Raw genomic sequence first — 14,891 nt, 5'->3', positions numbered from 1 at the left:
TCTAGATCGCATTTCGCAGGCTGAGGTTTTCCGGGTGCGGTTGCAGGTAGGCCTGCTGCGCGATGTAGCGGTCCGGGTGTTGGCGAAAGTGGTGTTTGAGCAGGGTCAGCGGCACCACCAGCGGCACGATGCCGTGGCGGTACTGGCCGATGACGGTCTGCATTTCTTGCTTGTCATCAGCGCTGATGACCTGTTTGAGGTAACCGCTGATGTGTTGCAGCACATTGGTGTGGGTGCCACGGGTGGCGCACTTGGTGAGGCCGGACATCAGGTCGCTGAAGTAGCCCGCCGCCAACTCGTCGAGGTTGGCATCCTTGCTCATGCTGCCCAGCAGGTGGCCAAGGCGCTTGTAGTGCGCCGGGCTGTGGGCCATCAGCAGGTACTTGTAGCGCGAATGAAAGGCCAGCAGACGGTGACGGGTCAGGCCTTCGGCCAACAGTTTCTGCCAGCTGGCGTAGACGAATACCCGGGTCAGGAAGTTTTCCCGCAGCACCGGGTCGTTCAGCCGACCGTCTTCTTCCACCGGTAGGTTGGGATGGCGCGCACAGAAGGCCTGGGCGTAGATGCCGCGCCCACCGCCGTCCACAGGGGTGCCGTTGTCGCGGTAGACCTTGACCCGCTCCAGACCGCACGACGGCGATTTTTGCATGAAGATATAGCCGCACAGGTCGGTGTGTTCCGCGGCCATCTGCTGGCCGTACTCGTCCAACGGTTGGGTGACGTTCAGCTCGCGGTGCACGGTACCGACGGCCTGCGGGTGGGCGGGATCGCCCACCAGACGGATCGGTTCGCGTGGAATGCCCAGGCCGATGGCGACTTCGGGGCACAGCGGCACGAAGTCGAAATAGTCGGCGAGGGTCTGGCTGCACAACAGGGATTGTTTATGGCCGCCGTTGAAGCGCACGTTCTCGCCCAGCAGGCAGGCGCTGATGGCGATCTTCGGTTTGGTGGTGCTGGACATACACGAACCCTCTGCAAGATTCCTGTACAAGATATAAATCCTGTACAACTAAATCTCATCATAGGTTCGATACTGTACAAGTCAAATTATTTGTACAAGTTTTGCGAGTGATCTATTTCCAGCCGATTTTCCAGGCTTCCATATCCTGCAGGGTTTGCCAGGGCAGGCGTTCGCTGCGGTGCGTCATCACGGCTTGCAGTTCAATGTAGAGCACCGTGCCTTCTTCATCACGAAACAGCTCGGTGACCAGAAAGTGTTTTTCTTTGTTGCGAGGGTGGGCTGCTGTCCATTTCGACAGCAGCAATTTGGCGGGGTTGATGCGGTTCATTGCAGGTGCTCGATCAAGCGTCGCGCGGCTTCCTGGCCGCTGAGCCAGGCCCCTTCCACGCGGCCCGACAGGCACCAGTCGCCACACACGTACAGGCCCAGGTCGGCATCGGCGAGTACGCCGAATTCGTGGCTGCTGGACGGCCGTGCGTAGAGCCAGCGGTGGGCCAGGCTGAACGACGGCGCCGGCATCGCGCTGTGCAGCAGTTCGGCGAAGGCGCCGTGCAGGTGCTCGATCACCGCCTCTTTGGGCAGGTCCAGGTGGGCCTTGCTCCATGCGCTGGTGGCGTGCAGCACCCAGGTGTCGAGGGTGGTATCACGCCCAGGTTTGCTGCGGTTGCGCGCGAGCCAGTCGAGGGGACTGTCTTGCACGAAGCAGCCCTCCATGGGGGTATCCAGGGGTTTATCGAAGGCCAGGGCGATGGCCCAGGTCGGATCCATTTTCACCCCGGCGGCGGCACTCGCCAGCTTGGGCGCGGCGGCCAGCAGGGCGGTGGCCTGGGGCGCAGGTGTGGCGATGATCACGTGGCTGAAGGGGCCATGGTTTTCGCTGTCCGCGTCCAGCAGGTTCCAGTGGTGTTTGCCCTGGAACACCTCGGTAATGCGGCAACCGAACTCCACTGGCAGGTCGTCGAGCAGGGCGCGAGTGATCGCGCTCATGCGCGGCGTGCCGACCCAGCGGATCTGTTCATCGGGAGACGGGGTGAGTTGGCCGGACTTGAAGTTGTACAGCTGGGGCTTCCATTGCTCGGCCCAGCCGTTGCTTTGCCAGCGTTGCACTTCGTTGACGAAGCGCCGGTCGCGGGCGGTGAAGTATTGCGCGCCCATGTCCAGGGAGCCGGCATCGCTGCGCTTGCTGGACATGCGGCCACCACTGCCGCGGCTTTTATCGAAGAGTTGTACAGCGTGCCCCGCGTCTCTTAACGCTCGGGCGGCGGAGAGACCGGCGATGCCGGTGCCGATGATCGCGATGGGAACAGTCATGGGAGGCCTCGTTTTACCGTTGTGCACAGACTACGCGGACACCAATAGCTGTACAATATTGTTTTTTGGTATAAGTTTTGGCGTACCAGTTCTAACGGCGTAACCTATGGTTAAAGCTGAGGCTTAAGCCAGCGTTACGCCTGCTAACAAATGATCCCTGTTTATAAAATAGACCAGTGATCGGCGGCGAACGTTACATGAGGAGCGTCCCATGCATATTTTGCTGACCGGCGGTACTGGCTTGATTGGCCGCCAACTCTGCCAACACTGGCTCACCCAGGGCCATCGCCTGACCGTGTGGAGTCGCCACGCGGACCAGGTCGCGAAGGTATGCGGCGCCCAGGTGTCGGGAGTCAGCCGCCTTGAAGAGGTTATCGGCCCGGTCGACGCGGTCATTAACCTGGCGGGCGCGCCTATTGCCGACCGCCCCTGGACCCACAAGCGCAAGGCGTTGTTGTGGAGCAGCCGCATCAGCCTTACCGAGACCTTGCTGGCGTGGCTTGAGGGCCTGGAACAAAAACCAGCGGTGTTGATTTCCGGTTCGGCGGTGGGCTGGTACGGCGATGGCGGCGAGCGCGAATTGACCGAAGCCAGCGGCCCGGTGCAGGACGATTTCCCCAGTCAGTTGTGCATCGCCTGGGAAGAAACCGCCCAGCGCGCCGAAGCCCTGGGGATTCGTGTGGTCCTTGTACGTACCGGCCTGGTGCTGGCGGCGCAGGGCGGCTTTTTGTCGCGGCTGTTGCTGCCGTTCAAACTGGCGCTGGGCGGGCCTGTCGGCAGTGGTCGGCAGTGGATGCCGTGGGTGCATATCAAGGATCAAATCGCCCTGATTGATTTTCTTCTGCACCAGCCTGACGCCAGCGGTCCCTATAATGCCTGCGCGCCGCACCCGGTGCGCAATCGCGAGTTTGCGAAAACCCTGGGCCAGGTGCTGCACCGCCCGGCGCTCATGCCGTTGCCGGCCTTTGTATTGCGGGTGGGCCTGGGTGAGTTGTCCGGCCTGTTGCTGGGCGGGCAGAAGGCGCTGCCCGAGCGCTTGCTGGCTGCCGGTTTCACTTTTCAGTTCACTGAGTTGCGTGCGGCTTTGGATGACTTGTCCGGCCGCCTCTAAAGATAGGATGTTGCATGACGGATCACGCGTTGTTACTGGTCAACCTGGGCTCGCCGGCGTCCACTTCGGTGGCGGATGTGCGCAGCTACCTCAATCAGTTCCTGATGGACCCTTATGTGATCGACCTGCCGTGGCCGGTGCGGCGCTTGCTGGTGTCGCTGATCCTGATCAAGCGCCCCGAGCAGTCGGCGCATGCCTACGCCTCCATCTGGTGGGACGAGGGTTCGCCGCTGGTGGTACTCAGTCGTCGCCTGCAACAGCAGATGACCGCGCAGTGGACCCAGGGCCCGGTGGAATTGGCAATGCGTTATGGCGAGCCATCGATTGAAAGTGTGCTGACCCGCCTCGCAGCCCAAGGCATCCGCCAGGTCACTCTGGCGCCGTTGTACCCGCAATTTGCCGACAGCACCGTGACCACAGTGATCGAGGAAGCCAAGCGTGTGGTGCGCGACAAAAAGCTCGACGTGCAATTCTCGATCCTGCAGCCGTTCTACGACCAGCCCGAATATCTCGACGCTCTGGCCGCCAGCGTGCGGCCCTACGTGGAACAGGATTACGACCACCTGCTGCTGAGTTTCCACGGCTTGCCTGAGCGCCACTTGACCAAGCTCGATCCTACCGGCCAGCACTGCTTCAAGGATGCCGACTGCTGCAAGAATGCGTCCGCCGAGGTGCTCAAGACCTGCTATCGCGCGCAGTGCTTCAGCGTCGCCCGCGACTTTGCCGCACGCCTGGGCTTGCCCGAAGACAAGTGGTCGGTGGCCTTCCAATCGCGCCTGGGCCGCGCCAAGTGGATCGAACCCTACACCGAGGCTCGCCTTGAAGCATTGGCCCAGCAGGGCGTGAAAAAGCTGCTGGTAATGTGCCCGGCGTTCGTCGCCGATTGCATCGAGACGCTGGAGGAGATCGGCGATCGCGGGCTGGAGCAGTTCCGCGAGGCCGGCGGCGAGGAGCTGGTGCTGGTGCCGTGCCTGAATGATGATCCGCAGTGGGCGAAGGCGCTCAATACCCTTTGCGAGCGCGCACCGACGGCGCTGTAACCGAACAAAGTGAAGATCAAGGTGTGGGAGGGGCTTGCCCCCTCCCACATTTGGTTTTGTTACAGGTTGAGGGTCAGGCTGACCGTGAAATTGCGCGGTTCGCCCGGGCTGATCCAGTAGTTGCTGTACGACCGCTCGTAATACTTCTCATCAAACAGGTTGTTGAGGTTCAAGCCCACGGTAATGTTGTCGGTGGCCTTGTAATGGGCCAGCAGATCAACCGTGTGGTAGGCCGGCAGCTCGAAACCCGTGCCAGCCTCGCCGGAGCGATCCCCTACATAGGTGAACGCCGCCCCCAGGTCTGAACCCCGCAACGCGCCATCCTGGAACTCATACACCCCCAACAGGCTGCCGCTGCGCTTGGCCACGCCGAGAATCCGGCTGCCGGCGGGAATGGTCGTGTCGCCCTTGGTGACTTCGGCGTCGATGTACGCAAAGGCACCTATTACGCGTACGGCCTCCGTCACTTGCCCCGTCAGTTGCAGGTCGAAGCCCTGGCTACGTGCCTTGCCCATGGCGCGGTTGGTATTGGTGGACGGGTCCAGCGCGAGCACATTTTCCTTTTCGATATGGAACGCGGCGAGGGTGGTGCTGAGGCGATCATCGAACAGTTCGCTTTTGATCCCGACTTCGTAACCCACGCCTTCTTCCGGTTTGAAGGTTTTGCCGTTGGCGTCCAGGCCGCTGTTGGGTTTGAACGAGGTGGAGGCATTGGCGAACACCCCGACTTGCGGTGTGAGCTGGTAAAGCAGGCCGGCGCGTTGGGTCAAGGCGTCGTGGGTTTGCCGGCTCTTGATGTGGTTGCGCGTGAAGTCATCGGTGCTCTGCTCGAAATGCTCGAAGCGCGCGCCAACCATGCCGCGCAGGCGATCGGTGAAGACGATCTGGTCTTGCAGGTTCAGCGCGTGGCTCTTGGTCTGTTCGAAGAAGTCGGTGCCGGAGCGCAGGCCGTTGGGCTTGGGTTGGCCGTAGACCGGGTTGTAGATGTCGATGGCGTAGGCGCTGTCGGCGATAGTGGTCACGCGCTCCTTCTTGCGGTAGTCCTCGTATTCGGTGCCGACCAGCAGTTCGTGCTGCCAACTGCCGATGTCGAACAGGCCGCGCAGTTCGAGTTGGGTAATGCTGTCGTGCCAGCCGGTTGAGCGTTCGCGGTAGCGGCGGTTAACGGTATGACCGTCGATGTTCAGCGCACGGTTTTCCGAGGCGTCACCCCACAGGCTGCCTTGTTTGTAGTGGCTGGCCAGGCGCAGTTTCCACGCATCGTTGAGGTGATGCTCAAGGGTGGCCTGGAGACGGTTGTTGTGGTTGTCGATATCGCCGTCGTTGGGTTCGCCGAGGAAGGTGGCGCGAGATACGCCGGGGGCGTCGACGATGCCACGGTCGAAGGTAGAGCTGTGGCGGACGAATTCACTCTCGACGAGCAGACTGGTATCCGGGTCCAGTTGCCAACTGAACGACGGCGCGACGAATACCCGCTTGCTCTGCACGTGATCGCGGAAACTGTGGTTGTCTTCCACCGCCAGGTTGACCCGCGACAGCACGTTGCCTTCGCTGTCCAGCGGGGTGTTCACGTCCACCGCGGTGCGATAGCGGTCCCAACTGCCGGCGCTGGTTTGCAAGGTTGTGAAGGCTTCAGGCTGGGGCTTCTTGGTAACGATATTCACCGTGCCACCGGGATCGCCGCGCCCATACAGGCTGGCGGCGGGGCCCTTGAGCACTTCGATACGCTCGATGTTCGCCGCGTCCGGTGTACTCGGATAGCCACGGTTGGCGCTGAAGCCGTCCTGATAGAACTCCGACGTGGTGAAGCCACGCACGCTGTACTCGTAGAGGGTCAGGCCGCCGAAGTTGTTCTGCTTGGACACGCCGCCGGCAAATTCCAGGGCCCGCTCCACGCTGGTACTGCCCAGGTCCTTGAGCACAGTGGCGGGAATCACGCTGATGGATTGCGGGATGTCGCGAATGGCGGCGTCGGTTTTTGTCGCACTGGCGGAGCGGGTGGCACGGTAGCCTTTGACCGGGCCGGTGGTGGACTCATAGGCATCGGTGGTGACGCTGATGGTATCGAGTTCCAGGGTGTTTTCTTCGGCGAAGGCGGGGTCGAGCAACAAACCCAAGGCCAGGCCAGCCAAGGGGGCGATTCTTCGAGACGGCATGATAGAGCGTTCCAATAGCGATATTGAAACAATATAACATGCCTAATGAGAATGAATTGCTTTGAAATATCTGTTTACAGGTGCCCGAGAGCGGGCACCTGTTCAAGGTGGCTTATTGCTCTTCCTTGACCGGCGCAGGTGGCGGACGCAGCCCGATTTCCGCCAGCAGCTTGATCTCTTTGCCGTTGCGCATGACCTGGATCGCCACCTTGTCGGTCGGCTTGATCCGTGCCACCTGGTTCATCGACTTGCGGCCATCACCGGCCGGTTCGCCGTTGATGCTGAGGATCACATCCCCCAGTTGCAGGCCGGCTTTCTGTGCCGGGCCATCGCGGAAGATCCCGGCGACCACGATGCCTGGGCGTCCGGTCAAGCCAAACGACTCGGCCAGTTCCTTGGTCAATGGTTGTACTTCAATCCCCAGCCAGCCGCGAATCACCTGACCATGCTCGATGATCGACTTCATCACCTCCATCGCCAACTTCACCGGGATCGCAAACCCGATGCCCTGGGAGCCGCCGGACTTGGAAAAGATTGCCGTATTGATGCCCGTCAGGTTGCCATTGGCGTCCACCAATGCGCCGCCGGAGTTACCTGGGTTGATCGCGGCGTCGGTCTGGATGAAGTCTTCGTAGCTGTTGAGGCCCAACTGGTTGCGCCCGGTAGCGCTGATTATGCCCATGGTCACGGTCTGGCCTACGCCGAACGGGTTGCCGATGGCCAGCGCCACGTCACCCACGCGCAAACCGTCGGAACGGCCGAGGGTGATCGACGGCAGGCTCTTCAGGTCGATCTTCAGTACCGCGAGGTCGGTTTCCGGGTCGCTGCCCACTACGCGGGCCAGGGTTTCGCGGCCGTCACGCAGGGCGACCACGATCTGGTCGGCGCCAGTGGTCACGTGGTTATTGGTGAGGATGTAACCTTCGGGGCTCATGATCACCCCGGAACCCAGGCTGGATTCCATGCGACGCTGCTTGGGCCCGTTGTCACCGAAGTAACGGCGGAACTGCGGGTCTTCAAACAGTGGATGGGCCGGTTTGTTGATGACTTTAGTGGTGTACAGGTTGACCACGGCAGGAGCGGCGATCACCACGGCATCGGCGTAGGTCACCGGGCCTTGCACCACCGAGTTGCTTTGCGGCGCCTGTTGCAGGTTCACATCCAGGCTGGGCAGACCCACCAGCTCGGGGTAACGCTGAATAATCAGCATCGCGATCAGCACGCCAGCCAGCAATGGCCATCCAAAAAAACGCAGCGCCTTGAGCATCAAGTAAGTCCTGACAGGTTGCAGGGGGCGGGAGAGCGCCCATAATGTCGCGCATTATACGAGGCTGTGACGCCTGCGAACCGGATATTTAGGAGTCTTTTATGGCCGTCCCCCTTACCACCCTCGTCGAGGAAGCAGACCGCTACCTCGGCAGCGCGAAAATTGCCGACTACTGCCCCAATGGCCTGCAGGTCGAGGGCCGGCCCCAGGTCATGCGCATCGTCAGCGGCGTGACCGCCAGCCAGGCCCTGTTGGACGCGGCCGTCGAAGCCCAGGCTGATCTGGTCCTGGTGCACCACGGTTACTTCTGGAAAGGCGAAAACCCTTGCATCACTGGCATGAAGCAGCGCCGCCTGAAGACGTTGCTCAAGCATGACATCAGCCTGCTGGCCTACCACCTGCCGCTGGACCTGCACCCCGAGGTCGGCAACAACGTGCAGTTGGCCCGTCAGTTGGACATTACCGTCGAGGGCCCGCTGGACCCGGACAATCCCAAAATCGTCGGGCTGGTCGGCTCGCTCGCCGAGCCCCTGTCGCCCCGCGACTTTGCACGCCGCGTGCAGGACGTCATGGGCCGCGAGCCATTGCTGATCGAAGGTAGCGAGATGATCCGCCGCGTCGGCTGGTGCACCGGTGGTGGCCAGGGCTACATCGACGACGCGATTGCGGCCGGTGTCGACCTGTTCCTCAGCGGCGAGGCTTCCGAGCAAACCTTCCACAGCGCCCGCGAAAACGACATCAGCTTCATCGCCGCCGGTCACCATGCCACTGAGCGCTACGGCGTACAGGCGCTGGGCGATTACCTGGCGCGGCGCTTCGCGTTGGAGCATTTGTTCATCGACTGCCCCAACCCGATTTGAGGGCCAAACCTGGGGGCATATTCATATACCGTTTCGGTCTAGTAGGCCGCCTGAATAGAAGCAGGTGCTGTGCTAGCATGCCCCGCTCGAACACGGCCCGCTGGCCGTCCATAAGATCGTTTTTCCGTGAGTAACCATGGTCGACAAACTGACGCATCTGAAACAGCTGGAGGCGGAAAGCATCCACATCATCCGCGAGGTCGCCGCCGAGTTCGACAACCCGGTGATGCTCTACTCGATCGGTAAAGACTCCGCCGTGATGCTGCACCTGGCGCGCAAAGCCTTCTTCCCGGGCAAGCTGCCGTTCCCGGTGATGCACGTCGACACCCGCTGGAAATTCCAGGAGATGTACAAGTTCCGCGACAAAATGGTCGAAGAGCTGGGCCTGGACCTGATCACCCACGTCAACCCGGACGGCGTGGCGCAGGGCATCAACCCCTTCACCCACGGCAGCGCCAAGCACACCGACATCATGAAGACCGAAGGCCTCAAGCAGGCCCTGGACAAGCATGGTTTCGACGCAGCCTTTGGCGGTGCCCGTCGCGATGAAGAGAAGTCCCGCGCCAAAGAGCGCGTGTACTCGTTCCGCGACAGCAAGCACCGCTGGGACCCGAAGAACCAGCGCCCCGAGCTGTGGAACGTCTACAACGGCAACGTCAACAAGGGCGAGTCGATCCGCGTGTTTCCGCTGTCCAACTGGACCGAGTTGGACATCTGGCAGTACATCTACCTGGAAGGCATTCCAATCGTGCCGCTGTACTTCGCCGCCGAACGTGAAGTGATCGAAAAGAACGGCACGTTGATCATGATCGACGACGACCGCATCCTCGAGCACCTGTCCGACGAAGACAAAGCCCGAATCGTCAAAAAGAAAGTACGTTTCCGTACCCTTGGCTGCTACCCGTTGACGGGCGCGGTGGAGTCCGAAGCCGAGACGCTGACGGACATCATTCAGGAAATGCTCCTGACGCGAACTTCCGAGCGCCAGGGCCGTGTCATCGACCACGATGGTGCCGGCTCGATGGAAGATAAAAAACGTCAAGGCTATTTCTAAGGGGCTGTCATGTCGCATCAATCTGATTTGATCAGCGAGGACATCCTCGCCTACCTGGGCCAGCACGAGCGCAAGGAAATGTTGCGCTTCCTGACCTGTGGCAACGTCGACGACGGCAAGAGCACCCTGATCGGGCGCCTGCTGCACGACTCCAAGATGATCTACGAAGATCACCTGGAAGCCATCACCCGCGATTCGAAGAAATCCGGCACCACCGGTGACGACATCGACCTGGCCTTGCTGGTCGACGGTCTGCAGGCCGAGCGGGAGCAGGGCATCACCATCGATGTCGCCTACCGCTACTTCTCCACCGCCAAGCGCAAATTCATCATCGCCGACACCCCCGGCCATGAGCAGTACACCCGCAACATGGCCACCGGTGCCTCCACCTGTGACCTGGCGATCATCCTGATCGACGCGCGCTATGGCGTGCAGACCCAGACCCGTCGTCACAGCTTCATCGCCTCGTTGCTGGGCATCAAGCACATCGTGGTGGCCGTCAACAAGATGGACATCAATGGCTTCGACCAAGGCGTATTCGAGCAGATCAAGGCCGATTACCTGAAGTTCGCCGACGGTATCGCCTTCAAGCCGAGCACCCTGGCCTTTGTGCCGATGTCGGCGCTCAAGGGCGACAACGTGGTGAACAAGAGCGAGCGTTCGCCCTGGTATACCGGCCAGTCGCTGATGGAGATCCTCGAAACCGTCGAGATCGCCAACGATCGCAACTACACCGACCTGCGTTTCCCGGTGCAGTACGTCAACCGTCCGAACCTGAACTTCCGTGGTTTCGCCGGCACCCTGGCCAGCGGCATCGTGCACAAGGGCGATGAAGTCGTGGTGCTGCCGTCGGGCAAGAGCAGTCGCGTCAAATCCATCGTCACCTTCGAAGGTGAGCTGGAGCACGCCGGCCCTGGTCAAGCGGTGACGCTGACCATGGAAGACGAGATCGACATCTCCCGTGGTGACCTGCTGGTACATGCCGACAACGTGCCGCAAGTGACCGACGCCTTCGACGCCATGCTGGTGTGGATGGCCGAAGAACCGATGCTGCCGGGCAAGAAGTACGACATCAAGCGCGCCACCAGCTACGTGCCGGGTTCCATCACCAGCATCGTGCATCGCGTGGACGTGAACACCCTGGCTGAAGGCCCGGCGAGTTCGTTGCAGTTGAATGAGATCGGCCGGGTCAAGGTCAGCCTTGATGCGGCCATCGCCCTGGACGGCTACGACAGCAACCGCACCACTGGCGCGTTCATTGTTATCGACCGCCTGACCAATGGCACGGTGGCTGCGGGCATGATCATCGCGCCGCCGGTCAATCATGGCGGCTCTGCGCAACACGGCAGCCTTGCGCATGTCGCCACCGAGGAGCGCGCACTGCGCTTCGGCCAGCAACCGGCGACCGTACTGTTCAGCGGCCTGTCTGGCGCCGGCAAGAGCACCCTGGCCTATGCGGTCGAGCGCAGGCTGTTCGACATGGGGCGTGCGGTATTTGTGCTGGATGGCCAGAACCTGCGCCACGACCTGAACAGGGGCTTGCCGCAGGACCGTGCCGGTCGCACCGAGAACTGGCGTCGTGCCGCGCATGTGGCGCGTCAGTTCAACGAAGCGGGCCTGCTGACCCTGGCTGCGTTCGTTGCGCCGGATGCCGAAGGCCGTGAACAGGCCAAGGCGTTGATCGGCGATGATCGCCTGCTGACCGTCTATGTGCAGGCCTCGCCACTGGTGTGCGCCGAGCGTGATCCGCAAGGCCTGTACGCGGCCGGTGGGGATAACATCCCGGGCGAATCCTTCCCGTACGACGTGCCGTTGAATGCCGATCTGGTGATCGACACCCAGGCCCTGTCGCTGGAAGAGAGCGTCAAGCAAGTGCTGGAGCTGTTGCGTCAGCGCGGCGCGATCTAACCCTCGCGGCCACGAAAAAGCCCGCCACCGAGTGATCGGTGGCGGGCTTTTTACCTATTAACAAATGTGCACACTGCCAATGTGGGAGCTGGCTTGCCTGCGATAGCGGCCTGCCAGTTGATATATTTACAACAGATCCACCGCTTTCGCAGGCAAGCCAGCTCCCACATTTTGATCACTGTTTACCTGGGAAGTCTTTGTGCAGCTTTTCCAGCAGTTGGTCCTTGTCTTCCCACAACCGATTGATCCACCCCTGGAACGCCAACCGATACGTCCCATCCTGCTCATAATTCTTGCCAATGAACTCAGCCGGAATCTGCACTTCCTCAAAGTGCACCACCACGTCCCGCACATTCCCGCACAGCAAATCCCAATAACCTGGGCGCCCAGCCGGGTAGTGAATGGTCACGTTCACCAGTGACTTCAACTGCTCCCCCATGGCATCCAGCACAAACGCGATGCCTCCGGCCTTGGGCTTGAGCAGGTAGCGGAACGGCGATTTCTGCTGGGCATGTTTACCGGCAGTAAACCGCGTGCCCTCGGCAAAGTTGAAAATACCCACGGGGTTGTCGCGAAACTTCGCACAGGTCTTGCGGGTGGTTTCCAGGTCCTTGCCTTTCTTTTCCGGGTGTTTTTCCAGGTAGGGCTTGGTGTAGCGCTTCATGAACGGGAAGCCCAGCGCCCACCACGCCAGGCCAATTACCGGCACCCAGATCAGCTCCTGCTTGAGGAAGAACTTCAGTGGGCGAATCCGCCGGTTCAGCACGTATTGCAGCACCATGATGTCGACCCAGCTCTGATGGTTGCTGGTCACCAGGTACGAGTGCTGGTAGTCCAGCCCTTCCAGCCCGGTGATGTGCCAGCGGGTGCGCCGTACCAGGTTCATCCAGCCCTTGTTGTTGGTCACCCAGGCCTCATGGGTGTGGTTCATCAGCCATTCGCTGAAGCGCTTGGCAAACGGCAAGGCCTTGAACAACGCCACGATAAACAGGAACGAACACAACAGGATCGTATTCAGCGCCAACAACAGCGACGCGATCACCCCGCGCACAGCGGCAGGTAGAAAATCCAGCATTTAGATATCCATAGGTCGGTTGGCGGCTTGGATCGCAGTCAGTGCGATGGTGTACACGATGTCGTCCACCTGGGCGCCGCGCGGCAGGTCGTTGACCGGTTTGCGCAGGCCCTGGAGCATCGGCCCCAGGCTCACGCAATCGGCACTGCGCTGCACGGCCTTGTGCGTGGTGTTGCCGGTGTTCAGGTCGGGGAACACAAACACTGTGGCCTTGCCGGCGACCTGGCTGTTGGGGGCCAATTGCCGGGCCACGTTTTCGTTGGCGGCGGCGTCGTATTGCAGCGGGCCGTCGATCAGCAGCGAGCTTTGCTGTTCGTGGGCGAGCAGGGTAGCTTCGCGGACTTTTTCCACTTCCTCGCCGCTGGCCGAATCGCCGCTGGAATAGCTGATCATCGCCACGCGCGGGGTGATGCCGAACGCAGCCGCCGAGTCAGCGCTTTGCAGGGCGATCTCCGCCAGTTCGGCGGCGCTCGGGTGCGGGTTCATCACGCAGTCGCCGTACACCAGCACCTGCTCGGGGAACAGCATGAAGAATACCGATGACACCAGGGTGCAACCCGGTGCGGTCTTGATCAGCTGCAGGGCAGGGCGGATGGTGTTGGCGGTGGAGTGAATGACGCCAGACACCAGGCCGTCCACCTCATCCAGTGCGAGCATCATGGTGGCGATCACCACGGTGTCTTCCAGCTGTTGCTCAGCCATGGGGGCGTTGAGGCTTTTGCTCTTGCGCAGCGCCACCATCGGCTCGACATAGCGTTGGCGGATCAGGTCCGGGTCGAGAATCTCCAGGCCTTCGGGCAATTCGATGCCCTGGGCGCGGGCAACCGCTTCCACATCAGCCGGCTTGGCCAGCAGCACGCACCGGGCAATGCCCCGCGCCTGGCAGATCGCGGCGGCTTGCACGGTCAGCGGCTCGCTGCCTTCGGGCAACACGATGCGTTTGTTGGCAGCCTGGGCGCGCTGGATCAGCTGGTAGCGGAACACCGCCGGCGACAGGCGCATTTCCCGTGGTGTGCCGCAACGTTGGTGCAGCCAGCGCGCATCGAGGTGGCTGGCAACGAAATCCGTGATGATTTCCGCGCGCTCGCGGTCATCAATCGGGATTTCCTTGTTGAGGCTGTTGAGCTGGTTGGCGGTGTCGTAGGAGCCGGTACTCACCGACAGCACCGGTAGCCCGGCCTGGAACGCGCCACGGCACAGCTCCATGATGCGTGGGTCGGGCAGGGTGTCGCTGGTCAGCAGCAGGCCGGCCAGGGGGACGCCGTTGATCGCGGCCAGGCTGACGGCGAGGATGATGTCGTCGCGGTCGCCGGGGGTCACCACCAGCACGCCGGGCTTGAGCAGCTCCACGGTGTTGCGCATGGTGCGCGCGCAAATGATGATCTTGGTCATGCGCCGGGTTTCGTAGTCGCCGGCGTTGAGGATCTGCGCGCCCATCAGGTCGGCCACGTCGCGGGTACGCGGTGCGTTGAGTTCCGGTTGATAGGGAATGCAGCCGAGCAGGCGGAAATCACCGCTGCGCAACAGCGGCGAATGTTCTTTCAGGCGAGCCGAGAAGGCTTCCATGCTTTCGTCGGTGCGCACTTTGTTGAGGATCACGCCGAGCACTTTCGGGTCTTTCGGGCCGCCGAACAGTTGGGCCTGCAATTCCACGCGACCTGAGAGTTCGGTGAGCACCTCGTTTTCCGGGGCAGACACCAGGATCACTTCCGCATCCAGGCTCTTGGCCAGGTGCAGGTTGACCCGCGCCGCATAGCTGGCGCTGCGGGTGGGTACCATGCCTTCGACGATCAATACGTCCTTGCCCACGGCGGCTTGCTGGTACAGCGTGATGATCTCTTCGAGCAACTCGTCGAGCTGGCCGTCGCCGAGCATGCGCTCTACGTGGGCCAGGCCCAGCGGCTGCGGCGGCTTGAGGCCGTGAGTGCGCGCTATCAGTTCGGTGGAGCGCTCGGGGCCGGTGTCGCCGGGGTGCGGCTGGGCAATCGGCTTGAAAAAACCGACTTTCAGTCCGGCCCGTTCGAGGGTACGCACCAGCCCAAGGCTGATGGAGGTCAGACCCACACCAAAATCGGTGGGCGCGATAAAAAAAGTCTGCATGCGGATTCTCTGGAGGTGCATGGCTTGGGTGGCGCTCTATGGCTGAGC

The 14,891-nt window shown here is 61.6% G+C and carries 12 protein-coding genes; 5 read left to right on the top strand and 7 right to left on the bottom strand.

The features are described 5' to 3' along the window. Position 1 precedes the first annotated feature (1 nt). The 3 genes from BMX59_RS03525 to BMX59_RS03515 form a co-directional block, all read right to left on the bottom strand. The gene (locus tag BMX59_RS03525) at positions 2-961 is read right to left on the bottom strand and encodes a YbgA family protein (RefSeq protein WP_093119954.1); all 960 of its coding nucleotides are present in this window, start codon (positions 959-961) and stop codon (positions 2-4) included. A 112-nt stretch (positions 962-1,073) separates the two neighbouring features. Then, positions 1,074-1,289, bottom strand: coding sequence for a TIGR02450 family Trp-rich protein (locus tag BMX59_RS03520; RefSeq protein ID WP_093119952.1), 216 nt, complete (start codon positions 1,287-1,289; stop codon positions 1,074-1,076). After that, entirely contained in the window at positions 1,286-2,272 is a 987-nt protein-coding gene (locus tag BMX59_RS03515) for an NAD(P)/FAD-dependent oxidoreductase (protein WP_071491056.1), read from the bottom strand. Before BMX59_RS03515 ends, BMX59_RS03520 begins: the two co-directional genes overlap by 4 nt. Positions 2,273-2,483: 211 nt before the next feature. Between BMX59_RS03515 and BMX59_RS03510 the strand changes: the two genes are divergently transcribed. After that, the gene (locus tag BMX59_RS03510) at positions 2,484-3,383 is read left to right on the top strand and encodes a TIGR01777 family oxidoreductase (protein ID WP_093119949.1); all 900 of its coding nucleotides are present in this window, start codon (positions 2,484-2,486) and stop codon (positions 3,381-3,383) included. A gap of 14 nt (positions 3,384-3,397) precedes the next feature. After that, a complete protein-coding gene (hemH, locus tag BMX59_RS03505; RefSeq protein ID WP_093119947.1) occupies positions 3,398-4,423 on the top strand; it encodes a ferrochelatase in 1,026 nt (341 codons plus the stop codon). A gap of 59 nt (positions 4,424-4,482) precedes the next feature. On the opposite strand, the gene BMX59_RS03500 is transcribed toward hemH, so the two are convergent. Further along, positions 4,483-6,579 (bottom strand): TonB-dependent siderophore receptor, encoded by a 2,097-nt coding sequence (locus tag BMX59_RS03500; RefSeq protein WP_093119945.1) that lies wholly within the window; start codon positions 6,577-6,579, stop codon positions 4,483-4,485. A gap of 112 nt (positions 6,580-6,691) precedes the next feature. Further along, positions 6,692-7,846 carry a Do family serine endopeptidase AlgW gene (gene algW / locus BMX59_RS03495; RefSeq protein ID WP_092240619.1) on the bottom strand — a complete coding sequence of 385 codons (1,155 nt, stop codon included), beginning with the start codon at positions 7,844-7,846 and terminating at the stop codon, positions 6,692-6,694. A 101-nt stretch (positions 7,847-7,947) separates the two neighbouring features. Here algW and BMX59_RS03490 point away from each other — a divergent pair, with 101 nt between their 5' ends. From BMX59_RS03490 to cysN, 3 genes are all read left to right on the top strand, one after another. Beyond that, positions 7,948-8,706: a Nif3-like dinuclear metal center hexameric protein gene (locus BMX59_RS03490; RefSeq protein WP_071491061.1), complete on the top strand. Its 759-nt coding sequence runs from the start codon at positions 7,948-7,950 to the stop codon at positions 8,704-8,706. A 136-nt stretch (positions 8,707-8,842) separates the two neighbouring features. Next, positions 8,843-9,760: a sulfate adenylyltransferase subunit CysD gene (gene cysD, locus BMX59_RS03485; protein ID WP_005784641.1), complete on the top strand. Its 918-nt coding sequence runs from the start codon at positions 8,843-8,845 to the stop codon at positions 9,758-9,760. Between the two features lie 9 nt (positions 9,761-9,769). Beyond that, positions 9,770-11,668 (top strand): sulfate adenylyltransferase subunit CysN, encoded by a 1,899-nt coding sequence (gene cysN, locus BMX59_RS03480; protein ID WP_092240621.1) that lies wholly within the window; start codon positions 9,770-9,772, stop codon positions 11,666-11,668. Positions 11,669-11,843: 175 nt separating this feature from the next. Here cysN and BMX59_RS03475 read toward each other — a convergent pair whose 3' ends face one another. After that, positions 11,844-12,743, bottom strand: a complete 900-nt coding sequence (locus BMX59_RS03475; RefSeq protein WP_092240623.1) for an acyltransferase — start codon at positions 12,741-12,743, stop codon at positions 11,844-11,846. Continuing rightward, on the bottom strand, positions 12,744-14,843 hold the full coding sequence (gene pta, locus BMX59_RS03470; RefSeq protein ID WP_058423082.1) for a phosphate acetyltransferase: 2,100 nt from the start codon (positions 14,841-14,843) through the stop codon (positions 12,744-12,746). Positions 14,844-14,891 lie beyond the last annotated feature (48 nt).

The sequence above is a fragment of the Pseudomonas sp. NFR09 genome (assembly GCF_900111535.1).
GTDB lineage: Bacteria > Pseudomonadota > Gammaproteobacteria > Pseudomonadales > Pseudomonadaceae > Aquipseudomonas > Aquipseudomonas extremorientalis.
This window is presented reverse-complemented; position numbering and strand designations above follow the sequence as displayed.